The 21,653-nt window shown below is 61.3% G+C and carries 20 protein-coding genes; 13 read left to right on the top strand and 7 right to left on the bottom strand.

Annotated elements, in window-relative coordinates:
- Nucleotides 1-120 precede the first annotated feature (120 nt).
- Nucleotides 121-2,589 carry a beta-galactosidase gene (locus tag AB4N85_RS01285; RefSeq protein ID WP_252868906.1) on the bottom strand — a complete coding sequence of 823 codons (2,469 nt, stop codon included), beginning with the start codon at nucleotides 2,587-2,589 and terminating at the stop codon, nucleotides 121-123.
- Between the two features lie 95 nt (nucleotides 2,590-2,684).
- Nucleotides 2,685-4,829 (bottom strand): ATP-dependent DNA helicase DinG, encoded by a 2,145-nt coding sequence (gene dinG, locus AB4N85_RS01280; RefSeq protein ID WP_150636400.1) that lies wholly within the window; start codon nucleotides 4,827-4,829, stop codon nucleotides 2,685-2,687.
- Between the two features lie 97 nt (nucleotides 4,830-4,926).
- Here dinG and AB4N85_RS01275 point away from each other — a divergent pair, with 97 nt between their 5' ends.
- Nucleotides 4,927-5,391, top strand: coding sequence for a CopD family protein (locus AB4N85_RS01275; protein WP_016771373.1), 465 nt, complete (start codon nucleotides 4,927-4,929; stop codon nucleotides 5,389-5,391).
- A 200-nt stretch (nucleotides 5,392-5,591) separates the two neighbouring features.
- Here AB4N85_RS01275 and AB4N85_RS01270 read toward each other — a convergent pair whose 3' ends face one another.
- The 4 genes from AB4N85_RS01270 to AB4N85_RS01255 form a co-directional block, all read right to left on the bottom strand.
- On the bottom strand, nucleotides 5,592-6,350 hold the full coding sequence (locus AB4N85_RS01270; protein WP_150636396.1) for a collagen-like triple helix repeat-containing protein: 759 nt from the start codon (nucleotides 6,348-6,350) through the stop codon (nucleotides 5,592-5,594).
- Entirely contained in the window at nucleotides 6,343-6,624 is a 282-nt protein-coding gene (locus AB4N85_RS01265) for a DUF1145 domain-containing protein (protein ID WP_016771375.1), read from the bottom strand. The genes AB4N85_RS01270 and AB4N85_RS01265 overlap by 8 nt, the downstream gene beginning before the upstream one ends.
- A 160-nt stretch (nucleotides 6,625-6,784) precedes the next feature.
- Nucleotides 6,785-7,507, bottom strand: a complete 723-nt coding sequence (locus AB4N85_RS01260; RefSeq protein WP_150636395.1) for an OmpA family protein — start codon at nucleotides 7,505-7,507, stop codon at nucleotides 6,785-6,787.
- Between the two features lie 90 nt (nucleotides 7,508-7,597).
- Nucleotides 7,598-8,293, bottom strand: coding sequence for an OmpA family protein (locus AB4N85_RS01255; protein WP_252868905.1), 696 nt, complete (start codon nucleotides 8,291-8,293; stop codon nucleotides 7,598-7,600).
- Nucleotides 8,294-8,492: 199 nt separating this feature from the next.
- On the opposite strand from AB4N85_RS01255, the gene AB4N85_RS01250 reads away from it, so the two are divergent.
- The 4 genes from AB4N85_RS01250 (at nucleotide 8,493) to AB4N85_RS01235 (ending at nucleotide 10,266) form a co-directional block, all read left to right on the top strand.
- Nucleotides 8,493-8,990, top strand: coding sequence for a DUF6231 family protein (locus tag AB4N85_RS01250; protein ID WP_252868904.1), 498 nt, complete (start codon nucleotides 8,493-8,495; stop codon nucleotides 8,988-8,990).
- Nucleotides 8,991-8,994: 4 nt separating this feature from the next.
- The gene (locus tag AB4N85_RS01245) at nucleotides 8,995-9,471 is read left to right on the top strand and encodes a YchJ family protein (protein WP_041478058.1); all 477 of its coding nucleotides are present in this window, start codon (nucleotides 8,995-8,997) and stop codon (nucleotides 9,469-9,471) included.
- 100 nt (nucleotides 9,472-9,571) lie between these two features.
- Nucleotides 9,572-10,057: an LEA/WHy family protein gene (locus AB4N85_RS01240; RefSeq protein ID WP_252868903.1), complete on the top strand. Its 486-nt coding sequence runs from the start codon at nucleotides 9,572-9,574 to the stop codon at nucleotides 10,055-10,057.
- A 5-nt stretch (nucleotides 10,058-10,062) separates the two neighbouring features.
- Nucleotides 10,063-10,266 (top strand): SEC-C metal-binding domain-containing protein, encoded by a 204-nt coding sequence (locus AB4N85_RS01235; protein WP_003198420.1) that lies wholly within the window; start codon nucleotides 10,063-10,065, stop codon nucleotides 10,264-10,266.
- Nucleotides 10,267-10,465: 199 nt separating this feature from the next.
- Here the strand turns inward: AB4N85_RS01235 and AB4N85_RS01230 are convergent, their stop codons facing one another.
- Entirely contained in the window at nucleotides 10,466-11,023 is a 558-nt protein-coding gene (locus AB4N85_RS01230) for a cysteine hydrolase family protein (protein WP_252868902.1), read from the bottom strand.
- Nucleotides 11,024-11,224: 201 nt separating this feature from the next.
- Here AB4N85_RS01230 and AB4N85_RS01225 point away from each other — a divergent pair, with 201 nt between their 5' ends.
- From AB4N85_RS01225 to AB4N85_RS01190, 8 genes are all read left to right on the top strand, one after another.
- Nucleotides 11,225-13,675, top strand: a complete 2,451-nt coding sequence (locus AB4N85_RS01225; protein WP_460066646.1) for a penicillin acylase family protein — start codon at nucleotides 11,225-11,227, stop codon at nucleotides 13,673-13,675.
- Between the two features lie 522 nt (nucleotides 13,676-14,197).
- The gene (locus AB4N85_RS01220; RefSeq protein ID WP_041478061.1) at nucleotides 14,198-15,232 is read left to right on the top strand and encodes a ligase-associated DNA damage response exonuclease; all 1,035 of its coding nucleotides are present in this window, start codon (nucleotides 14,198-14,200) and stop codon (nucleotides 15,230-15,232) included.
- Nucleotides 15,229-16,917 carry an ATP-dependent DNA ligase gene (locus AB4N85_RS01215; RefSeq protein WP_460066643.1) on the top strand — a complete coding sequence of 563 codons (1,689 nt, stop codon included), beginning with the start codon at nucleotides 15,229-15,231 and terminating at the stop codon, nucleotides 16,915-16,917. The genes AB4N85_RS01220 and AB4N85_RS01215 overlap by 4 nt, the downstream gene beginning before the upstream one ends.
- 370 nt (nucleotides 16,918-17,287) lie before the next feature.
- Nucleotides 17,288-18,070, top strand: a complete 783-nt coding sequence (locus AB4N85_RS01210; RefSeq protein ID WP_041478063.1) for a transporter substrate-binding domain-containing protein — start codon at nucleotides 17,288-17,290, stop codon at nucleotides 18,068-18,070.
- Nucleotides 18,071-18,126: 56 nt separating this feature from the next.
- Nucleotides 18,127-18,855 carry an ABC transporter permease gene (locus tag AB4N85_RS01205; RefSeq protein WP_016771383.1) on the top strand — a complete coding sequence of 243 codons (729 nt, stop codon included), beginning with the start codon at nucleotides 18,127-18,129 and terminating at the stop codon, nucleotides 18,853-18,855.
- The gene (locus AB4N85_RS01200; protein ID WP_016771384.1) at nucleotides 18,852-19,562 is read left to right on the top strand and encodes an ABC transporter permease; all 711 of its coding nucleotides are present in this window, start codon (nucleotides 18,852-18,854) and stop codon (nucleotides 19,560-19,562) included. Before AB4N85_RS01205 ends, AB4N85_RS01200 begins: the two co-directional genes overlap by 4 nt.
- 28 nt (nucleotides 19,563-19,590) lie before the next feature.
- Nucleotides 19,591-20,709 (top strand): succinylglutamate desuccinylase/aspartoacylase family protein, encoded by a 1,119-nt coding sequence (locus AB4N85_RS01195; protein ID WP_252868898.1) that lies wholly within the window; start codon nucleotides 19,591-19,593, stop codon nucleotides 20,707-20,709.
- 12 nt (nucleotides 20,710-20,721) lie between these two features.
- Nucleotides 20,722-21,486, top strand: a complete 765-nt coding sequence (locus tag AB4N85_RS01190) for an ABC transporter ATP-binding protein (RefSeq protein WP_056783337.1) — start codon at nucleotides 20,722-20,724, stop codon at nucleotides 21,484-21,486.
- Nucleotides 21,487-21,653: the final 167 nt, after the last annotated feature.

Here is a 21,653-nt window from a genome sequence, read left to right as displayed (position 1 = left end):
ATCGGCAATTTGTGGCGATCCCTTCGCGAGCAGGCTCGCTCCCACAGGGGATCTCCGCTGCTGTTGATATCCAGTGTGGGAGCGAGCCTGCTCGCGAAGAACGATAACGCGGTCTGAAACCTAGTGACCATTCCCCGAATGCCCACCCGCCTGTGCAGCCTCCGCAGCTTTGCCAGCCTCGGCCTTGCGCCCGCCTTCAACTTCCGCAGCCGGGGTTTTCTGCGCCTCCTTGCCCAGTTGCTCAAGCGCCTGCAGATTGCTTTTGCGCACTGCCTCGACAAATCCCTGATACGGCAGATCGGTCACACCTACCAGACCGAAATGGCCGTTCTCGCCGTCGAGCAAACGCCCGGTCACCGGTTGGTCCAGATACTGGAACCAGTGCACGCCGACAATCGACGGTTCGCTCAGCGCCTGTTTGAGGAAGTTGGCATAGGCCGGGCCGCGATCTTCCTCCTTGGCCAGCTGCGTCACGCCGCCCCAGAAAGGACCTCGGTCGGCCGAGCCGAAGTTGAATTCGGTGATCAGCACCGGTTTGTCCAGGGCTGCCAGCGCGGCGAAGTCGTAGCCGTCCTGCGGCTTGAGCGTGTACATGTTGAAGCTCAACACATCGCAATACTGTGCGCAGGACGCCACGGCTTCAGGGGTACTGATGGCGAAACGACCGCCAAGGAGCATCTGGTTCGGCGCGTGCCATTTCAGCGAATCGGAAATGGTCTTGAAATAGGTATCGGCGAAGACCTTCTGGAAGTATTTGAAATCCGCTTCGATCTCCGGATGCTCCGGGTTCGGCAGTGGCGGCACGAAGCCAGGGTCTTCCATCAATTCCCACGCCGGCAACTCGATGCCCCAGGCCTTGGACAGTCCGGCCTGATTGCGGTACTTGTCGCGCAATTGCTTGAGAAAGGCGCGTTTGGCCGGCACGTCGGTGGTCATTTTCAACGTGCCGTAGGCCAGTGCGTAGCGAGCCTTTGGATCGTCGCCAGGGCCAGCCCAGGCCAGTTCGTTGTCGGCGTAATAACCGATCAGCCACGGATCGTCACGGTGATCGCGGGCGGCAATGGCCACGGCACGCTCGGTGGCCATGGCGAAACGCGGATCGAACGGATCCGGCATGCCGCCCCACCAATCGCTGCCGGTGCTGATGCTGGTGTAATCGCCGACGATCGACAGCGGCAAGGTGTACGGTACGCGCTCAGCATCCGCCAGCGACGGCGCGCTCCAGTTGCCCACTGTGTTGAAGCCCCAGGCTTGCAGCCGATCGAGGGTATGCCGGGTCCAGCGTTCTTCATCAATTGCGGCTGTGCACGGAGTGGTTTGCGCGCTGGACGCTTGCACCGCATCGGTCTGCGCCGCTTCGGCAATACCGGATTTTGGCTCGGCAGGCACCGCTGCGGTTTCAGCGGCCTGCACCGAACCGGCCTCAGCCGCCCCAGCCTTCGCCGCTTCGGCAATCCCGGCCTTGTTGTCGCTGTCTGCCTTGCACGGTTCGCCGTACAGGCGTTGCAGATTGGCGCCATAGAAGTCGTACCAGCGGCCGTTGCCGTAGCCACGCCCCTGGTCGGCGCCATTGCCGCCACGGTTGTCACCCTCGCCAAAATGCGCGGCCAGCGGGTCGTCGTTCTTCGGCAACGATTCGAACATGTATTCACGGCCGGCGACGTAGGTCTGGTTGACCTGCGGGCTGACTGTATTGACGCCCAGCGAATAGAACGGGTGGCCTTCAGGAGTCACCAGATACCAACGGCCATCGCGTTTTTCCGTGCGGAAGAATCCGCTGGCCTTGAACGCCGGGCCTTTGTTCCAGCCGCCGAACTTGTCCAGCGAAGCCTTTTCACGCTCGGCCAGCCACGTATTCAGCTGTTGCTGCTCTTTGCTGGCGGCGCTTTTCAGTTGTTCGTCGCTGCTGACTTTTTCCGGCCATTTACTACGGGTTGACTGACCGTAGGCGTCGACCAGATTGCCGTACACCGCCCGCGTCACCGATTCGCCGTCCTGCACGCCGAACCGCTCGAGCAACAGGCTCTGCGCAACTTTCGGCTGATCCATCGACAGACTCACCGAGACCACTTGGCTGCGGTCGATCTCGCCAGTGCTGCTGGCCAGCAGGATGCGTTGGCCATCGACGGTCATCGGCATCGGCGGCCCGGCTTTCATGCCCTGGCTCAGCGGCGTCGAAGCCACCAGCGGCACCAACAAGGTCTGCGCGGGGCCGGCCGGCAGATCGACGCGGCTGACCAGAGTGCGGCCATCGTTGCTCTGGATCTGCACATAGACTGTGACCGCCCAATTCATCGCACTTTGCAGACGCAGGGTCATCATGTCGGACTGCGACCAGTCCCAAGCGCCGGTCTGCGGGGTCAGGCGCAAGGTCGGCCGGGCGACCGGGTTGAACGTCACCCGGCGCAGCACTTCGCCTTCCGCGGTCTGTTCGGCATTGGCCTGCGGCAGGTCGGCGTTTTCCGTGGCGACCTTGACCACGTCGGCCGGGCGTACGAAGTTGAACAGCGTCTGCTGACCGGCGGGCGCAGCCAGCAACGGCGCGGCAAAGATCAAGGCGAAAACAGCGGGCAACGAACGGCGGATCATAAGAACGGAGTTCTCCCTAACGACCAGTCAAGGCCAGTGGAAAAGCGGTGGCAGAGAGATAGACAACGCGGCGGGCCAATCGGCCCACCCGTGTCTCAGGATATTTCACGACGGAAAGGAGGCAACGCATTGAGGATCGCCTTGCCGTAGCGCTGAGTGACCAGACGCCGGTCGAGCAAGGTGATGGTGCCGCGGTCTTCTTCGGTGCGCAGCAGACGCCCGCAGGCCTGAACCAGTTTCAGCGAGGCATCGGGCACTGAGATTTCCATGAACGGATTGCCGCCGCGCGCCTCGATCCACTCCGACAACGCGGCCTCGACCGGATCATCGGGCACCGAGAACGGAATCTTGGCGATCACCACGTGCTCGCAGTAGGCACCCGGCAAATCGACACCCTCCGCAAAACTGGCCAGCCCGAACAGAACGCTGGAATCACCGCCATCGACCCGCGCCTTGTGCTTGTTCAGGGTTTCCTGTTTCGACAGGTTGCCCTGAATGAACACTTGCTTGCGCCAGTCGCGGTCGAGACCGTCGAATACGTCCTGCATTTGCTTGCGCGAGGAGAACAGCACCAGCGTGCCACGCGAACCGTCGACCAGATCCGGCAGTTCGCGAATGATCGCCGCCGTGTGAGCAGCAGCATCGCGCGGGTCGGCCTTCAGGTCCGGCACACGCAACACGCCGGCATCGGCATGATGGAACGGGCTCGGCACTACGGCGGTGACGGCTTTTTTCGGCAGACCGGCGCGCATGCGGAAACGGTCGAAGGTGCCCAGCGCCGTCAGCGTCGCCGACGTCACCAGGCAGCCGTAAGCGACGTTCCACAAACTGCGACGCAAGGTTTCCGCCGCCAGAATCGGGCTGGCGTTGACCTCGATGTCGAACAGCGAGCCGCTTTCGGCCAGGGTCAGCCAGCGTGCCATGGGCGGGCTGTCTTCCGGGTCTTCGGCGGTGAACGCGGTCCACAATTCCCAGTTGCCGGAAGCGCGGGACAGCAGGCTGCCGAACAGCGGATACCATTCTTCGGCCTGATTGCTGGCGATACCGATGTTGACCTCGCCGTCCATGCCCTCCTTGAGCAGGTCGGTCAGGCGTTGAAACAGGTCGTTTAGGCGCGAATAGCCTTTTTTCAGCTCGATGCCCATCTCGCGCATGTCCTCCGGAATCACCCCGCCGACAAAGCGATGACGCGGGCGCTCGCGGCCTTCGACGTCTTCGCCCGGTTTGAAATCGGCGATCTGCTCGCAGGCGGTGAACATGAACTGCTGCTGGGTCTTGATCTCCCGTGCCAGCTCGGGCACCTGCTCGATCAGCTTGCCGAGATCACCCGGCAACGGATGCTGGGCCAGCAGTTTGGTCAGATTCTTTGCGGTGGTTTCCAGCCAGTCAGCAGTGGAGCGCAGGCGCGTGTAATGGGCGAAGTGGCCGATGGCTTTGTCCGGCAGGTGGTGACCTTCGTCGAACACGTAAATGGTGTCGCGCGGATCCGGCAACACGGCGCCGCCGCCCAGTGCCAGATCCGCCAGGACCATGTCGTGGTTGGTAACGATCACGTCAACCTTGCCCATGCCTTCGCGGGCCTTGTAGAAGGCACACTGGCCGAAGTTCGGGCAATGACGGTTGGTGCACTGGCTGTGATCGGTGGTCAGGCGCGCCCAGTCGGCGTCTTCCAGCGCGTTCGGCCAGCTGTCGCGGTCGCCGTCCCATTTATTGCCGGCGAGCTTTTCGATCATGCTGGTGAACAGCTTCTGACTGGCCTCGTCGACTTCGATCTTGAAGCCTTCTTCTTCGAACAACTGCGCGGTGGCGGTTTGTGCGTGGCCTTCCTGCAACAGCATGTCGAGCTTGGACAGGCACATGTAGCGGCCACGGCCCTTGGCCAGGGCGAAACTGAAATTCAGCCCGCTGTTGCGCATCAGGTCAGGCAAATCCTTGTAGACGATCTGCTCTTGCAGGGCGACGGTCGCGGTGGCTATCACCAAACGCTTGCCGGCCAGTTTCGCCGTAGGGATCGCCGCCAGGCTGTAGGCCACCGTCTTGCCGGTACCGGTGCCGGCTTCCACCGCGACGATCGCGGGGTCGCCACTGCGCCGGCCTTCGTCATCGGTGTCGATATCCCCGAGGACCTTGGCGATTTCGGCGATCATCAGGCGCTGGCCGTAACGCGGCTTGAGGCTCTTGGCCTCTAGAAAACGCGAATAGGCGCCCTGGATCGTGGTTTTGAGTTCAGTGCTGATCATTGAGTGTCGGGCGCAAAACGCTGGATAAATTTTCAGTGGTTTGATTCGGCGGCTATCATACCCCGCTAATCGATCCCGCGCAGAACGGAGTGACCCAATGACACCTTTTAGCCTCGTTTACCCCCTGCATGTCCTCGCCGCTCTGGTGTGGGTCGGCGGTATGTTTTTCGCCTGGATGGTCTTGCGCCCTGCGGCTGTGAAGGCCCTGGACGGCCCCGCTCGCCTGACCCTGTGGGTGGAAGTGTTTCAAGGTTTTTTCCGTTGGGTCTGGGTCGCGGTGATCCTGTTGCCGATAAGCGGCGTGGGCATGTTGCATCTGCAGCAGGTCGGATTTGAAACCGCGCCGAAGTACGTGCAGGTGATGATCGGTTTGTATGTGGTGATGACGGCGCTGTTCATCCGCATTCAGGGGTTGATGCTGCCGGAGTTGCGCAAGGCGGTTGAGGCGAAGGATTGGCCGGCGGGTGCGGCAGTGCTGGGGCGGATTCGCCGGGTGGTGGGGCTTAATCTGCTTGTCGGGTTGGTGCTGGTGGCTGTGGCGGCGGCGAGACCGATGCTCTGAATCGCACTCTTGTTCTGCTGTGAACACAGTTGTGGCGAGGGGATTTATCCCCGCTGGGTCGCGAAGCGGCCCCGCTCTAAAAATCAAAAGCGGGACTGCTACGCAGCCCAGCGGGGATAAATCCCCTCGCCACATAATTTCACTCACCAAAGATCTTCACTCACCAAAGCATTTTATTGATCAGAGAGCGGGTCGCAGTTTTAGAGCCGTTGCACGGTAACCGAACCCGCCGCCCCCACCGGCCCAGGCTGGCCATCCGCGCCGGCCTTGCCGTTCTTGCCGCCATCAGCGCGATAGACCAGGCAGCCCTTGGACTTGCCACCCTTGCCCGCCTTGCCGCCGACACCCGCCGGTCCGCCGGCACCGCCAGCCACGTTGACCTTGATCAGCTCGACTGGGAAATCCCGTGGTACGGCGAGGCGCACCAGCGCACCCGGCGCGCCTGGCTGACCATCGCTGCCGTCACTGCCATCGGCACCGTGGCCGGCCGAGCCATAGGTGCAGCCCGGATCTTCACCGTTGCCGCCGTCGAGGCCGACGAAACCCGGCGCGCCCCTGCCGCCACGGGCATCGACCGTCAGTTGCGGCGCGCTCAGGGCCTGAAATTGCAGGTTCAGATTGCGCCCGGCCCGGGCCGCTTTTTCATAAGTGCCGGGGGCGCCGCGCGCGGTGATCTGGCTGCCCTCGCTCAATTCAGCGCGCTTGACCTTCACTTCCAGCGCCTGTTCAGCCGGAACGATAGCAATACGTGCTTCGTGGCCCAGACGCAGTTCATCAATGTTCAATTCAGTCACGTTGGACGGGATCAGCAAGGTGCCGTAATCGGCGACTTCCAGTTTCTCCAGTTGCAGCGTGCTGGTGGTGTTGGGCAAGCGCATCAAAGAATTGCTTTGCACGTTGACCACCTGGGCGCAGGCCAGTGGACTGATGAATGCAGCGAGCAGGCAGAGTTTACGCATGGGAAGAAGCCTCCGGAGCGGCCGGGGCCGGGATGGTTTGCAGGTGGAAAACGCCGAACAACAGAATGCGGCCACGATCACGCCAAGGGTGCGGACGACCCTTGAGGCTGCGATTGCACAGCAGCACTTCGAGTAGATGAATCAGCAACAACAGAGCGCCGGCCAGATTGACCAGCAGATGCAGCGGATGAACAAACGGCACCAGTTGATTGGCCAGTACCACGCAGCAGAACAGCAGGGTCAGCAAACGCCCCAGCCCCCAGAACACCTTCATACGCTCCCCCGTGTTGCGAATTATTCTTTGCACGCACAGTACCGGCTTCTGCGGGGGATAAGCCAGAGGGAAAAATGAAATTTGTGCAAACGCGGATGAAATGGCTGCCGGGGCGACGATCTCGACCCGGCAGCTCTAGCCTGCGTACTACAGACGGTTGCTAACGATTGATGTGCAGCTCGACCCGTCTATTTTCCGCGCGGCCTTCATCGCTGGCGTTATCGGCGACCGGCTCACTCTCGCCTCGGCCCTCGCTGGTGAGCTTGTTCGGCGCCAGCCCCTGACTCAACAGATACGCCGCGACACTGCTCGCGCGCCGCTCGGACAAAGCCTGGTTATAGGCGTCGGAGCCTTTACTGTCGGTGTGCCCGATGACCTTGATGCTGACCACATCGGCATTGCGCAGCTTGTCCATCAAGGTGTCGAGCTGGGCTTTGGCCGCCGGGGTCAGATCGGACTTGTCGAAATCGAACAGCACGTTGCCGGCATCGCTCAAGGTGATCACTTCAGATTGCGGCGCCGGTTCGACCGGTTTGACTGCCACCGGATATTGCGGCAGCGGGCAGCCACGGTGATCGACTTCGGTGTTTTCCGGAGTGTCCGGGCAGCGGTCGCGGCGGTCGAAGACGCCGTCGCTGTCTTCGTCGCCATCCTGGGCGTAACAGATCAGCCCGCCGGTGACGATACCCAATGCCGCGCCGCCGCCGGCCCAGCCGGCGCTTTCAATGGCGCCAAGACCGCCGCCGACCAGACCGCCAAGCAGGCTGCAGATCGGCCACGTACGTTGATTGAGGGGGGCGGTGCCATCGCTGTGAGTGGCACAACCGGTGAGCAAGCTGCCAAGCAGCAGCACCGGCAAGACGGACCTTGAGAAAAGACGCATTTGTGAACGCTCCTGTGTACCGGCCCATACCGGTTACACAGGAGTAAAGACCCGCATCCGCGACTGCACAAGCCGCGGATGCGAGAGGGGCTAGCGGACGATTTTGATTTCGGTGCGACGATTCTGCGCACGACCATCAGCCGACTTGTTGTCAGCCACAGGCTGGCTTTCACCAAGGCCCGACACCGAAACGAAGCTGGCACGTGGCACGCCCTGCTGGATCAGGTATTCCACCACCGAGTGCGCACGACGATCCGACAGTTTCTTGTTGTAGGCATCGCTGCCGACACTGTCGGTGTGACCGGTCACGGTCAGTTGCGCGGTAGAGAATTCCTGTTTCAGGCGATCGGCGACCTTGTCCAGCACTTGCTTGTCAGGGCCGGTCAGCGTGGCTTTGTCGAACTCGAAATGCACATCACGAATGACGATGGTTTCTTCCTTGACCACAACCGCTTCTTCGACCACTGGCGCAGGCGTCGGTGGCGGGCAACCGTCAGCATCGACCTGCACGCCTTTTGGCGTGCCCGGGCACTTGTCGCGACTGTCCGGCACGCCATCGCCGTCTTCATCGCCATCGCCATGCACCCAGCAGTAAGCCGCTGCCGTACCGCCGACGATCAGTGCACCGTAGCCAGCCCACGATGCGCTTTCCGTCGCGCCGAGACCGGCACCGACCACACCGCCGACCGCCGCACAGGTCGGCCAGTCGGTTTTCTGCAAACCTGCACAACCAGTCAACACACTGGTTAGCAGAACCAAGGGTAATGCTGTCCGAACTATGCTCATCTAGTTTTCTCCTGAGGGATCGGCTTAAAACCGATTCAGGGAGTAAAGACCGGAGTTTTAATCTCCGCCAGCAATAGGCCACCGCTGTTTGCGACCGTGTTCACAGGGGTTTGCCTCTTTTGGCGAAAACCACCGCCACCGGGCGCTTTGCCGACGCAGTCTGGCAGGCTAGTCTTGGCGGTCTGACTGAGGAGCTTCGATGAACGTCGCCATTTCTTCGCGCACGCCACAACAGGCGTTGGCCGCTTTGCTGGATCGCTACGCCCCGGCCCGACTGCTGCTGATCGGCGCCAGCGAGTTTCCCGCCTTGAGCGCTTTCAAGGACGCGCATCCAGATACCGTGGTCGCCCATGCCGCACCCGGCGGTCTGCCCGCCGAACTGGCCGCGCAACGCTTCGATCTGGCGCTGGTGGTCGATTGCCTGGAACATTTGCCCAAACGCGATGGCCTGAATCTGTTGGGCGGCATCCGCAATCTCAACACCAGTCGCATCGCAGTGCTGGCGGATCTGGCGGCCAGCGGCTGGCAGGAAACCGACTTCTATTCGCTGGCACTGCAGGCCAGCGAGCGTTTTCAGCGCGACGCGCAGGTGCTGACCCTGTTCACCTACGATCTGCTTGACTACAAACAAGTCCCCGACTGGCTCAATTCACGCTTCTGGGCCAATCCGGAAAACTTCGGGAAATACTGGTGGTAATGCAATGAGTACAGCCATTTGCCCTTGCGGCAGCGGCAATCTGCTGGATGCCTGCTGCGGCCCTTATCATGACGGCCACCCGGCGCCGTGTGCCGAAGCCTTGATGCGTTCGCGGTACAGCGCTTATGTGCTGGGGCTGATCGACTATCTGGTGGCGACCACCCTGCCCGCGCAGCAGGCGGGGCTGAACCGACAATCGATCAGCGACTGGAGTGCGCAAAGTACCTGGCTCGGCCTTGAGGTGGAAAGCTCGGAGGTTTTCGGCGGCCAGCCGGAACACGCTTTTGTGACATTCACCGCGCGCTGGCATGACAGCCAGGGCGAGCACAGCCATCGCGAGCGCTCTTCGTTTGTGCAGAACGGCGGGCGCTGGTACTTCATCGATCCCACGGTGCAGCTGAAGCTGGGGCGCAATGACGGCTGCCCTTGCGGCAGCGGGCAGAAGTTCAAGAAGTGTTGTTCGGGTTATTTCGGCGCTTGAAAGCCAAGATCAAAAGATCGCAGCCTTCGGCAGCTCCACGGGATTAGCCGAAGGCTGAAATCTTTTAAGGTCTAGACTGGGCACAAAGGGAGTCAATTTCATGCTCGGTCGTCGGCGCACATTACATTTCCTGCTGTTGATGCTGATCGTAAACCTCGGCGGCTGTGCCTCGTGGTTCAGCGACGAAAGCGTCGAGCCCGCCGTGCATCTGGTGAAAGTCGAGGTGGTGCGGGCCAAACTGCTCGAGCAAAAATTCATCCTGCACTTTCGCGTCGACAATCCCAACGACAGCGACCTGACCGTGCGCGGCCTTGAATACCGGATTCACCTGGCCGACATGCTGCTCACCGAAGGCGAGCATGAGCACTGGTTTACCGTGGGTCCCAAGCGCAGCGCTTACTTCAAAGTGCCGATCCGCACCAACCTGTGGCCGAAGGTCAAACACGTAGTGAAACTGCTGAAAAATCCGAACCAGCAGATTCCCTATCGATTGCAGGGGGAAATGGAAACCGGTTTATTCATCGCCCACTACGTGCACCTTGAGCGCAATGGCGTGATAATCCCCGCCGATCTAACTCCGGAGTGACCTCGATGACCCAGCAACCCCATGTCCATGGCCCTGACTGCAACCACGATCATGACCACCATCATGATCACGACCATGGCCATGTCCACGGCCCGAACTGCGGCCACGCCCACCAGGAACCGGTGCGCAACGCCCTGAAAGACGTCGGCCGCAACGACCCTTGCCCATGCGGCAACGGCAAGAAATTCAAGAAGTGCCACGGCGCTTGATGTCACTGGCGAAGATCTTCTTCGCCTGACACACCGCTTCGCGAGCAGGCTCGCTCCCACAGTTGATCTGCACTCAACACATTTTTGTGAACCTGCGCAGCCCTGTGGGAGCTGGCTTGCCAGCGATAGGGCGGCACATCCCTGCATTGATGTCGCCTGATTCACCGCAATCGCTGGCAAGCCAGCTCCCACAGGTCTATCAGTTGACTGTCAGAATCAGGGCAGCACTGACCACCGTCGCGTACTCCCCATGCAGATTGCCCAGCGACATCCCGTGCACCTCTTCAGCGGTACGCGGTTTGCCGAAATAATCGGCCTTGTCGAAGGTAAAGCACGCATCCTCTGCCACCCATGTGTCGAAACCCAGGTTGCCCGCAGTGCGCGCCGTCGACTCAACAGAGTTATTGGTCGCCACACCAACGATGATCAGTTGCCCGATCCCGGCCTCACGCAACTGCGCCTCCAGCCCACTGGCACAAAACGCATCGGGCACCTGTTTCTGGATCAGCCATTCAGCGTCCTGCGGCATAAAGCGCGGCTGAAACTCCACTCCGTCCTGCTCCGGCCAGAACACCGAATCAGGTGAGCGCGACAAATGCTGCACGTGAATCACCGGGCGCCCGCGCAGGCGCCACAGCGCCAATAACTCAAGCATTCGCTCTTCGGCCTGAGGATTATTCCGCCGCCCCAGACGCGGATGCAGAATGCCTTTCTGCTGGTCGATGATGATCAGCGCAGCGTTGCTTTGAAGCTCCATAGCGATCTTTCTCCTGACAGGTCTGGGGACTCATTCCGCAGTTCAACATCAGCGCTTTCCCACAAGCAACTGTCACAGCTCTGACCGATCAGCCGACAACAGCACAAATAACCGCTCGCCCCGCTTGCGCGGCCCTCGCGCCCTCACTAACGTAGCGGCTTTATTGCGCCCCCAGCCTTATACCCCCGCAGGAGCTTCGCCATGGCCTCGCCAGCCCTTACACATTTTCTTCCCCGGTTCGGCGTTGCCGCAGCAGTGGCCGGTGTTCTCGGCCTGTCCGGTTGCCAGACCTGGAACGCCCAGGACAGCCTGCCGCCGACCTCCGGCGTACAACCGCTCAAGGGCCTGGCGCAGAATGTGTCGGTGCGGCGCAATGCGATGGGCATGCCGCTGATCGAGAGCAACAGCTTCCATGACGCACTGTTCAGCCTCGGCTATGTCCACGCCAGCGACCGCATCAACCAGATGGTCACCCTGCGCCTGTTGGCCCAGGGCCGGCTGGCGGAAATGTCTGGCGCGTCGATGCTCGATGCCGACCGCTACATGCGCGCGGTCAATCTGAAGAAGAGCGCCGGCGAGCTGTACAAGGCCTCGTCGCCACGGCTCAAGCGCTTCTTCGAAGTCTACGCACGAGGCGTCAACGCTTATCTGTTCCGCTATGCCGACAAGTTGCCGGGCGACCTCGCCGCCAGCGGTTACAAGCCCGAATACTGGAAACCGGAAGATTCGGCGCTGATTTTCGCCCTGCTGAATTTCAGCCAGTCGGCCAACCTGCCGGAGGAAATCCAGTCGCTGGTGCTCGCGCAAACCGTGACCACTGACAAACTCGCCTGGCTGAGCCCGTCGGCGCCCGATGAAAACCTGCCGGTTGCCGAAGCCGACAAACTGCAAGGCCTCAAGCTCAACGGACAAATTCCGGGGCTGACGGAATTGAGCAACGCCAGCCAGCAACTGTCGGCGCTGAACCTGCTCGCCACGCCGACTGCGAACAACTGGGCAATCGCCCCGCAACGCAGCCGTAGCGGCAAAAGCCTGCTGGCCAGCGATGCGCACGGGCCGCTGGCCGCGCCTTCGCTGTGGAGTTTCGTGCAGATCCGCGCGCCGAAATATCAGGCCGCCGGCGTCACGGTTGCCGGTCTGCCGATGGTGCTCGGCGGCTTCAACGGCAAAGTGGCGTGGAGCATGACCAGCGTGCTCGGCGATAACCAGGATCTGTTCCTCGAGAAAATCCGCCGTCAGGGCAGCAGCCTCACTTATGAAGTCAACGGCAAATGGCAGCCGCTGGGCGTGCGCAACGAAACCTATTTCGTCAAAGGCCAGCGGCCGATTCGTGAAGCCGTTTACGAAACCCGCCACGGCGCGCTGCTCAACAGTGCCCAGGCAGCGGCGCAGGGCAGCGGTTTCGGTCTCGCTTTACAGACGCCAAGCTTCACCGACGACAAAACGCTGGATGCCTTCTTCGATCTGACCCGGGCGCAAAACGTCGAGCGCGCCTCGGACGCCAGCCGCGAAATCCGCGCCATTACCCTGAATCTGGTCTTTGCCGATGCAAGCAATATCGGCTGGCAAGTCACCGGGCGCTTCCCCAACCGTCGCGAAGGTGAAGGCCTGCTGCCCTCGCCGGGTTGGGACGGTCGCTACGACTGGGACGGTTACGCCGACCCGATGCTGCACCCCTACGATCAGGACCCGGCACAAGGCTGGCTCGGCACCGCCAACCAGCGTGTAATTCCCGACGGCTACGGCATGCAGTTGTCGAAATCCTGGGCGGCACCGGAGCGCGGCGAGCGCCTGGCGGAAATGGCCGGCAGCGGCAAGCACGACAGCCGCAGCGTGATCGCCATGCAGTACGACCAGACCACCACGCTCGCCGCCAAGCTGAAAAAAGTCTTCGAAGCGCCGGGGATGAAGCAACCGCTGAAACAAGCGATCGACGCTTTGCCGGAAGCGGAGCGCAGCAAGGCCCGCGAAGCCTTCACGCGCTTGATGGCGTTCGACGGCAAGCTCAGCCCGACCTCGGCGGATGCGGCGATTTATGAACTGTTTCTGCAGGAAAGCATGAAGCAGATCTTCCTCGATGAACTGGGTCCTGAGTCGAGCCCGGCGTGGAAGGCCTTTCTCGCCAATGGCGATCTGTCCTACGCGGCGCAGGCCGATCATCTCTTGGGGCGTGAGGACAGTCCGTTCTGGGATGACCTGCGCACGCCGCAGAAGGAAGACAAATCCGTGATTCTCGCCCGCAGCCTCGCTGCGGCGATTACTGCCGGTGACAGCCAGTTGGGCGGCGATCATCGCGCCTGGCAGTGGGGCAAATTGCACAGCTATGCGTGGAAAAACAGCAACGGCCAGACCGTGCGCGGACCACTGGCAGCCGGTGGCGATCACACCACGCTGAACAACTCGGCGTTTGCCTGGGGCCAGGACTTCGTCACCACGCGCGCGCCGTCGATGCGTTTTATCGTCGACTTCGGCCAGAGCGAGCCACTGATGGCGCAGAACGGTACGGGGCAGTCGGGCAACCCGCTGAGTCCGAACTACCTGAACGGGATCGATGCGTGGCTGAAAGGTCAGTACATCGGCCTGCCGATGCAGCCGCAGAACTTTGATCGGGTGTATGGCAAGACCCGCTTGACCCTCACCCCCGGGAAATAGAGCAAGATCAACAGCCCCTCACCCTAGCCCTCTCCCTGAGGGAGAGGGGACTGATTGGGGGATGCTTGGGTCTTGCGCCGACCTGAAAGAGAGATGGTGAATCCAACATTGGATCAGGCTCAAGGCTGTGCCGGATCCATATTCAACTCGGCCCCCCAGGTCGATGACCTCACCAGGCACCTCGGTCGGCCCCTCTACAAAGCGAGGTGAATCCAACATTGGATCAGGCTCAAGGCTGTGCCGGATCCATATTCAACTCGGTCCCCCAGGTCGATGTACCTCACCAGACACTTCGGTCGGCCCCTCTACAAAGCGAGGTGAATCCAACGTTGGATCAGGCTCAAGGCTGTGCCGGATCCATATTCAACTCGGTCCCCCAGGTCGATGTACCTAACCAGACACTTCGGTCGGCCCCCTCTCCCTCTGGGAGAGGGCTGGGGTGAGGGTAGCGCTTCAAAGCCGATCGAACTTCCAGCCTCACGCCCGCCTCATAGCTAACAAGCCCCCCATTCCGGTCACGACATGGATCTTGTTATTGCCCGACCTGAAGGTCTCTACTGCCCCGCCGGAGATTTCTATATCGATCCGTGGCGGCCGGTCGAGCGTTCGGTGATCACCCATGCCCATGGCGATCACGCGCGCACCGGTAATCAGCACTACCTGTCGAGCAGCGCCAGCGCCGGGATTCTGCGCGCGCGCCTGGGTCAGGACATCCAGTTGCAAACACTCGACTACGGCCAGCGCCTGACCCACCACGGCGTGACCCTGAGCTTTCACCCCGCCGGGCATGTCCTCGGTTCGGCGCAGGTGCGCCTGGAATACGGCGGCGAAGTCTGGGTCGCGTCGGGGGATTACAAGGTCGAGCCGGATGGCACGTGCGCCCCATTCGAACCGGTGCGCTGCCACACCTTCATCACCGAATCGACCTTCGGCCTGCCGATCTATCGTTGGCAGCCGCAGGCGCAGATCTTCGCCGAGATCAATCAGTGGTGGGCGGCCAATATCGCCGCCGGCAAGGCCAGCGTGCTGTTCTGCTACTCCTTCGGCAAGGCCCAACGCATCCTCCACGGCATCGACGAAACCCTCGGGCCGATCCTCAGCCACGGCGCAGTCGAACCGCTGAACCGCGTCTACCGCGACGCCGGTGTGTACCTGCCGCCGACGATTTACGCAGGCGACGTGAAAAAAAGCGATCCGATCATGCGCCAGGCGCTGGTCATTGCTCCGCCATCGGCGGGCGGCAGCACGTGGATGCGCCGTTTTGGCGACTTCAGCGATGCCTTCGCCAGCGGCTGGATGCGCTTGCGCGGAACCCGGCGGCGGCGCGGTGTCGATCGCGGTTTCGTCCTCTCCGATCACGCCGACTGGCCCGGCCTGCTCTGGGCGATCAACCAGACCGGCGCGGAGCGGGTGATGGTCACTCATGGCTCGATCGGCGTGCTCGTACGTCATCTGCGCGAACAGGGTCTTGATGCACAAGGCTTCACCACTGAATACGGCGATGACGAAGACGACAACATCGCCACCGAACCCACCGTTGCCGAGACGTCCCCATGAAAGCGTTCGCCGAGTTATATGCCGAACTCGACGCCACCACGTCGAGCAACGCCAAGCTGGCGGCGATGCAGGTGTACTTCGCGCAGGCCGCGCCAGCAGATGCCGCGTGGGCGGTGTATTTCCTCTCCGGTGGTCGGCCGCGACAACTGGTACCGGTGCGCATCCTCCGAGAGCTCGCGGTGGAAGTTTCGGGGCTGGAGCCATGGCTGTTCGAAGAAAGCTATCAGGCCGTCGGCGATCTGGCCGAGACCATTTCTCTGGTGCTGCCGGAAAATTCCCACAGCTCCGAGGCCGGTCTAGCCGAATGGATCGAAGACAGGCTGCTGCCACTTCGCGGTGAAACCCCGGAATATCTGGCGCGCCAACTGCCGATGTTGTGGGCGCAACTGGACCGGCCGAGCCTGATGCTGTGCATCAAGTTGATCACCGGCAGCTTCCGCGTTGGCGTGTCGAAGCTGCTGGTCACTCGCGCTCTCGCCTCGATGGCGGGACTGGACAGCAAACGCGTGGCCCAGCGTCTGGTCGGTTACACCGATCTGTCGAACCGGCCCAACGCCGCCAGCTATCTGAAACTGATCGCCCCGGAATCCGCCGACGAACATGCCCAGCGCGGCGGCCAGCCCTACCCGTTCTTTCTTGCCCACGCCTTGGCGCAACCGGTCGAGGAATTCGAAGCGCTGCTCGGCCCGGCCAGCGACTGGCAGGTGGAATGGAAGTGGGATGGTATTCGCGCGCAAGTGGTCAAGCGCGACGGCAAGCTGTGGGTGTGGTCGCGCGGCGAGGAACTGGTGACCGAGCGCTTCCCCGAGTTCGATGTGCTGGTCCACGGCTTGCCGGACGGCACGGTGATCGACGGCGAAATCGTCGTGTGGAAGAGCACCCATCCGACTACTGAAGATGCCTTCGATCCGCAATCCGATGAGCCGCCGGCCGTGCAACCGTTCGCCCTGCTGCAGCAACGCATCGGTCGCAAGACGCTCGACAAGAAGATTCTCGAAGAAGTGCCAGTGGTGGTGCTGGCCTACGACCTGCTGGAATGGCAGGGCGAAGACTGGCGCAACCAGCCGCAGGTCAAGCGGCGGGCGCAACTCGAGGAAGTCATCGCGCGCTGCAACAGCCCGGTACTGCTGCCCTCCCCCGTATTGACCGGCGAAGACTGGCTCGACCTCGGCCGCCAGCGCGAAGCGTCACGCAAACTCGGCGTCGAAGGCATGATGCTCAAGGCGCGCGAATCGCTTTATGGCGTCGGCCGGACCAAGGACATGGGCGTGTGGTGGAAGTGGAAGGTCGACCCGTTCAGCGTCGACGCGGTACTGATTTATGCCCAGCGCGGACACGGCCGTCGCGCCAGTCTGTACAGCGATTACACCTTCGCCGTGTGGGACGGCCCGCCGGAATCCAGTCAACGCTCGCTGGTGCCGTTCGCCAAGGCGTATTCGGGGCTGACCGATGAAGAGATGCGTCAGGTCGACAGCATCGTGCGCAAGACCACCGTGGAGAAATTCGGCCCGGTCAGCAGCGTCAAGCCGAGCCTGGTGTTCGAACTCGGCTTCGAAGGCATCGCCCTGTCGCGCCGGCACAAGAGCGGCATCGCCGTGCGTTTCCCGCGCATGCTGCGCTGGCGCAAGGACAAGACCGTCGAAGAAGCGGACAGCCTCGCTACCCTGCAAGACTTATTGGCCTGATTCATTCTCGACACATCGCAGAACCCTGTGGCGAGGGGATTTATCCCCGCTGGGCTGCGCAGCGGCCCCCAGCAATTCCCACCTGAAATCGTGCACTCAGGTTTTTGCGACTGCTGCGCAGCCGATCGGGGACAAATCCCTTGCCACAGTTTTTCCCTGCTCTGAGCTACGCGTTTGAACCGAAACAGTGCATGCAAACAGCAATGCCCGTTTCCGTGCATTCAACTACCCTTGCCTCTCTGCGCTCAACCTTTTAAAACACCTGTTCGGCACTCTGGTTCGGAAATTGCTACTTTCTATAGGTCGTAAGCGTTGCAGTAACAATAATTCTGCGCCACAAGCGCTCATATTGGTTCTTAGGGATTGAATAATGAAAAAAGCATTGCTGACCCTTTCTGCACTGGCGTTGTGCATGGCCGCCGGCTCCGCGCTGGCCAAGGAATACAAAGAGCTGCGCTTTGGCGTTGACCCTTCGTACGCACCGTTCGAGTCGAAAGCGGCCGATGGCAGCCTGGTCGGGTTCGATATCGATCTGGGCAACGCGATCTGCGCCGAACTGAAGGTCAAGTGCAAATGGGTCGAAAGCGATTTCGACGGCATGATTCCGGGCCTCAAGGCCAACAAGTTCGATGGTGTGATCTCGTCGATGACCGTGACCCCGGCTCGCGAGAAGGTCATCGACTTCTCCAGCGAACTGTTTTCCGGCCCGACCGCTTACGTGTTCAAGAAAGGCTCCGGCATCACCGCCGACGTCACTTCACTCAAGGGCAAAACCGTCGGTTACGAGCAAGGCACCATTCAGGAAGCCTACGCCAAAGCCGTGCTGGACAAGGCTGGCGTGAAAACCCAGGCCTATCAGAACCAGGATCAGGTGTATTCCGACCTGACCTCCGGTCGTCTCGACGCCGGTATCCAGGACATGCTGCAAGCCGAACTGGGCTTTCTGAAGTCGCCAAAAGGCGCTGATTATGAAATCAGCCAGCCGGTCGACAGCGAATTGCTGCCAGCCAAAACCGCTGTCGGTATCAAGAAAGGTAACACTGAGCTGAAAGCACTTTTGGATAAAGGTATCAAAGCGTTACACGACGACGGCAAATACGCCGAGATTCAAAAGAAACACTTTGGTGACCTGAATCTGTACAGCGGCAAATAATGCCCCGGCGCCCATCCTCGATGGGCGCCTTTTCCATCCGCTCAGGTTGCTGATTTATGTTTGAAACCCTCCTGCAAAATCTGGGGCTGGCCTCGTTCAGTCTGCAGGGCTTCGGCCCGTTGCTGCTGCAAGGCACCTGGATGACCATCAAATTATCGGCAATGTCGCTGCTGGTGGCCGTGTTGCTCGGCCTGCTCGGCGCCAGTGCCAAACTGTCGAAAGTCAAACTGGTGCGCCTGCCCGCGCAGCTCTACACCACGCTGATTCGCGGCGTGCCGGATCTGGTGCTGATGCTGTTGATCTTCTACAGCCTGCAAACCTGGTTGACGTCGCTGACCGACTACATGGAATGGGAATACATCGAAATCGACCCGTTCAGCGCCGGCGTGCTGACGCTGGGCTTCATTTATGGCGCGTATTTCACCGAGACCTTCCGTGGCGCCATCCTCGCGGTGCCGCGTGGTCAGGTCGAAGCCGCCACCGCGTATGGCCTCAAACGTGGCCAGCGTTTTCGCTTCGTGGTGTTTCCGCAAATGATGCGCTTCGCTTTGCCGGGCATCGGCAACAACTGGATGGTCATGCTCAAGGCCACCGCGCTGGTGTCGATCATTGGCCTCGCCGATCTGGTCAAGGCAGCGCAGGACGCCGGTAAAAGCACCTATCAACTGTTCTACTTTCTGGTCCTTGCCGCATTGATCTATCTGCTGATCACCAGTGCTTCGAACTTTATCCTGCGCTGGCTCGAACGCCGCTACGCCGCCGGTGCCCGGGAGGCCGTACGATGATCGAACTTCTCCAGGAATATTGGCGCGCCTTCCTTTATACCGACGGCCAGAACATCACCGGGCTGGCGATGACGATGTGGCTGCTGACCGCGTCGATCTGCATCGGCTTCGTCGTCTCGATTCCGCTGTCGATTGCCCGCGTCTCGCCGCACTTCTACATTCGCTGGCCGGTGCAGTTCTACACCTACCTGTTCCGGGGCACGCCGCTGTATATCCAGCTGCTGATCTGCTACACGGGCATCTACAGCCTCGCCGCCGTGCGCGAACAGCCGATCCTCGACAGTTTCTTTCGCGACGCGATGAACTGCACGATCCTCGCTTTCGCTCTCAATACCTGCGCGTACACCACGGAAATTTTCGCCGGGGCGATTCGCAGCATGAACCATGGCGAAGTCGAAGCGGCCAAGGCTTATGGCCTGACCGGCTGGAAGTTGTACGCCTACGTGATCATGCCGTCGGCATTGCGCCGCTCGTTGCCTTACTACAGCAACGAAGTGATCCTGATGCTGCACTCGACCACCGTGGCGTTCACCGCGACCATTCCCGATATTCTGAAAGTCGCGCGGGATGCCAACTCGGCGACCTTCCTGACCTTCCAGTCATTCGGCATCGCCGCGCTGATCTACCTGACCATTACTTTTGCGCTGGTCGGTCTGTTCCGCCTCGCCGAACGCCGCTGGCTGGCCTTCCTCGGGCCGACTCACTAGCACTGGTTTCAAAAATAAAGAGAAAACAATGCGCCACCAGATCCATGACTTGCTGGCCCCGCTGCCGGGGACCGCACGGCAGATTCACAGCTTCCACTTCGGCCCACCGCAGGCCAAGGGCAAGGTTTACATCCAGGCGTCGCTGCACGCTGACGAACTGCCGGGCATGCTGGTCGCCTGGCACCTGAAACAGCGTCTGGCCGAACTGGAAGCTGCCGGCCGCCTGCGCAGCGAAATCGTCCTGGTGCCGGTGGCCAACCCGGTCGGCCTCGAACAAGTGCTGATGGACGTGCCGCTGGGCCGTTACGACCTGGAGAGCGGGCAGAACTTCAATCGCTGGTTCGTCGACCTCAGCGAAGAAATCGGCAACGCCATCGAAGGCCAACTCAACGACGACGCGCAGCACAACCTCGAACTGATCCGCGCCAGCCTGCGCAACGCCCTCGACCGTCAGAAGCCGACCACACAACTGCAATCCCAGCGTCTGACCCTGCAACGCCTGGCCTGCGATGCCGACATGGTGCTGGACTTGCATTGTGACTTCGAATCGGTGGTGCACCTGTACACCACGCCCGAGGCGTGGCCACAGGTCGAGCCCTTGGCGCGCTACTTGGAAGCGCAGGCCAGCCTGCTCGCTACCGATTCCGGCGGGCAATCGTTCGACGAGTGCTTCACCCTGCTCTGGTGGCAACTGCGCGAGCGCTTCGGTGAGCAGTTCGAGATTCCGCTGGGCAGCTTCTCGGTGACCGTCGAATTGCGCGGCCAGGGCGACGTCAATCACCCGCTGGCCAGCCGCGATTGTCAGGCGCTGATCGATTATCTGATCCAGTTCGATGCCATCGTCGGCGAGACCAAGCCGCAACCGCCGCTGCCATACCCGGCCACGCCGCTGGCCGGGGTCGAACCGGTGACCACACCAGTCGGCGGCCTGCTGGTGTACTGCGCCACGCCCGGCCAATACCTGGAAGCCGGCCAGCAGATCGCAGAAATCATCGACCCGGTCCACGACAAGGTCACCCCCATTCATTGCACCGCCGCCGGCCTGCTGTATGCGCGCTCGCTGCGGCGCATGGCCACTGCCGGCATGGTCATCGCCCACGTCGCGGGCGCCCAGGCCTATCGCAGCGGCTACCTACTTTCGCCTTGAGGATGCTCGTCCATGTACAAACTGACCGTTGAAGGCCTGCACAAAAGCTATGGCGATCATCAGGTGCTCAAAGGCGTTTCGCTCAAGGCCAAAACCGGCGACGTGATCAGCCTGATCGGCGCCAGCGGCTCGGGCAAAAGCACCTTTTTGCGCTGCATCAATTTCCTTGAACAACCCAATGACGGCGCCATGAGCCTTGATGGCCAGGCGATCCGCATGGTCACCGACCGCCACGGCATGCACGTTGCCGACGCCGATGAACTGCAACGCCTGCGCACGCGGCTGGCGATGGTGTTCCAGCATTTCAACCTGTGGAGCCACATGACCGTGCTGGAAAACATCACCATGGCCCCGCGCCGGGTGCTGGGCTGCAGCAAACAGGAAGCCGAGGATCGCGCCCGACGTTATCTGGACAAAGTCGGCTTGCCGGCGCGGGTCGCCGATCAATACCCGGCGTTTCTGTCCGGCGGCCAGCAACAACGCGTGGCGATCGCCCGGGCACTGGCGATGGAACCGGAAGTGATGCTGTTCGACGAACCGACCTCGGCACTCGACCCGGAACTGGTCGGCGAAGTGCTGAAAGTGATTCAGGGCCTGGCCGAAGAAGGCCGGACGATGATCATGGTCACCCACGAAATGAGTTTCGCGCGCAAGGTGTCGAATCAGGTGCTGTTTCTGCATCAGGGTCTGGTGGAAGAAGAAGGTGCGCCCGAAGAAGTGCTGGGCAATCCCAAGAGTGAACGCCTGAAGCAGTTCCTCAGCGGCAATCTTAAATAAGGTTGGCAACCCACCCCTGTGTGGGAGCGAGCCTGCTCGCGAAAGCGGTTTATCAGTCAACATCAATGTTGAATGTGCAATCGCATTCGCGAGCAGGCTCGCTCCCACAGGGGGAATCCATCGACCGACAAAGTTAAACTTGTCGCCCCGCTTCGCTGTCTCTGAAA

The organism is Pseudomonas sp. H1_G08 (assembly GCF_054681355.1).
The sequence above is the reverse complement of the archived record's forward strand: the minus strand, read 5'-3'. Positions and strand labels throughout refer to the sequence as shown.

Bases quoted from the DNA above. Each gene is read 5' to 3' on its own strand.
- AB4N85_RS01285 (WP_252868906.1), bottom strand. From the start codon at position 2,589: ATGATCCGCCGTTCGTTGCCCGCTGTTTTCGCCTTGATCTTTGCCGCG.
- dinG (WP_150636400.1), bottom strand. From the start codon at position 4,829: ATGATCAGCACTGAACTCAAAACCACGATCCAGGGCGCCTATTCGCGT.
- AB4N85_RS01275 (WP_016771373.1), top strand. From the start codon at position 4,927: ATGACACCTTTTAGCCTCGTTTACCCCCTGCATGTCCTCGCCGCTCTG.
- AB4N85_RS01270 (WP_150636396.1), bottom strand. From the start codon at position 6,350: ATGCGTAAACTCTGCCTGCTCGCTGCATTCATCAGTCCACTGGCCTGC.
- AB4N85_RS01265 (WP_016771375.1), bottom strand. From the start codon at position 6,624: ATGAAGGTGTTCTGGGGGCTGGGGCGTTTGCTGACCCTGCTGTTCTGC.
- AB4N85_RS01260 (WP_150636395.1), bottom strand. From the start codon at position 7,507: ATGCGTCTTTTCTCAAGGTCCGTCTTGCCGGTGCTGCTGCTTGGCAGC.
- AB4N85_RS01255 (WP_252868905.1), bottom strand. From the start codon at position 8,293: ATGAGCATAGTTCGGACAGCATTACCCTTGGTTCTGCTAACCAGTGTG.
- AB4N85_RS01250 (WP_252868904.1), top strand. From the start codon at position 8,493: ATGAACGTCGCCATTTCTTCGCGCACGCCACAACAGGCGTTGGCCGCT.
- AB4N85_RS01245 (WP_041478058.1), top strand. From the start codon at position 8,995: ATGAGTACAGCCATTTGCCCTTGCGGCAGCGGCAATCTGCTGGATGCC.
- AB4N85_RS01240 (WP_252868903.1), top strand. From the start codon at position 9,572: ATGCTCGGTCGTCGGCGCACATTACATTTCCTGCTGTTGATGCTGATC.
- AB4N85_RS01235 (WP_003198420.1), top strand. From the start codon at position 10,063: ATGACCCAGCAACCCCATGTCCATGGCCCTGACTGCAACCACGATCAT.
- AB4N85_RS01230 (WP_252868902.1), bottom strand. From the start codon at position 11,023: ATGGAGCTTCAAAGCAACGCTGCGCTGATCATCATCGACCAGCAGAAA.
- AB4N85_RS01225 (WP_460066646.1), top strand. From the start codon at position 11,225: ATGGCCTCGCCAGCCCTTACACATTTTCTTCCCCGGTTCGGCGTTGCC.
- AB4N85_RS01220 (WP_041478061.1), top strand. From the start codon at position 14,198: ATGGATCTTGTTATTGCCCGACCTGAAGGTCTCTACTGCCCCGCCGGA.
- AB4N85_RS01215 (WP_460066643.1), top strand. From the start codon at position 15,229: ATGAAAGCGTTCGCCGAGTTATATGCCGAACTCGACGCCACCACGTCG.
- AB4N85_RS01210 (WP_041478063.1), top strand. From the start codon at position 17,288: ATGAAAAAAGCATTGCTGACCCTTTCTGCACTGGCGTTGTGCATGGCC.
- AB4N85_RS01205 (WP_016771383.1), top strand. From the start codon at position 18,127: ATGTTTGAAACCCTCCTGCAAAATCTGGGGCTGGCCTCGTTCAGTCTG.
- AB4N85_RS01200 (WP_016771384.1), top strand. From the start codon at position 18,852: ATGATCGAACTTCTCCAGGAATATTGGCGCGCCTTCCTTTATACCGAC.
- AB4N85_RS01195 (WP_252868898.1), top strand. From the start codon at position 19,591: ATGCGCCACCAGATCCATGACTTGCTGGCCCCGCTGCCGGGGACCGCA.
- AB4N85_RS01190 (WP_056783337.1), top strand. From the start codon at position 20,722: ATGTACAAACTGACCGTTGAAGGCCTGCACAAAAGCTATGGCGATCAT.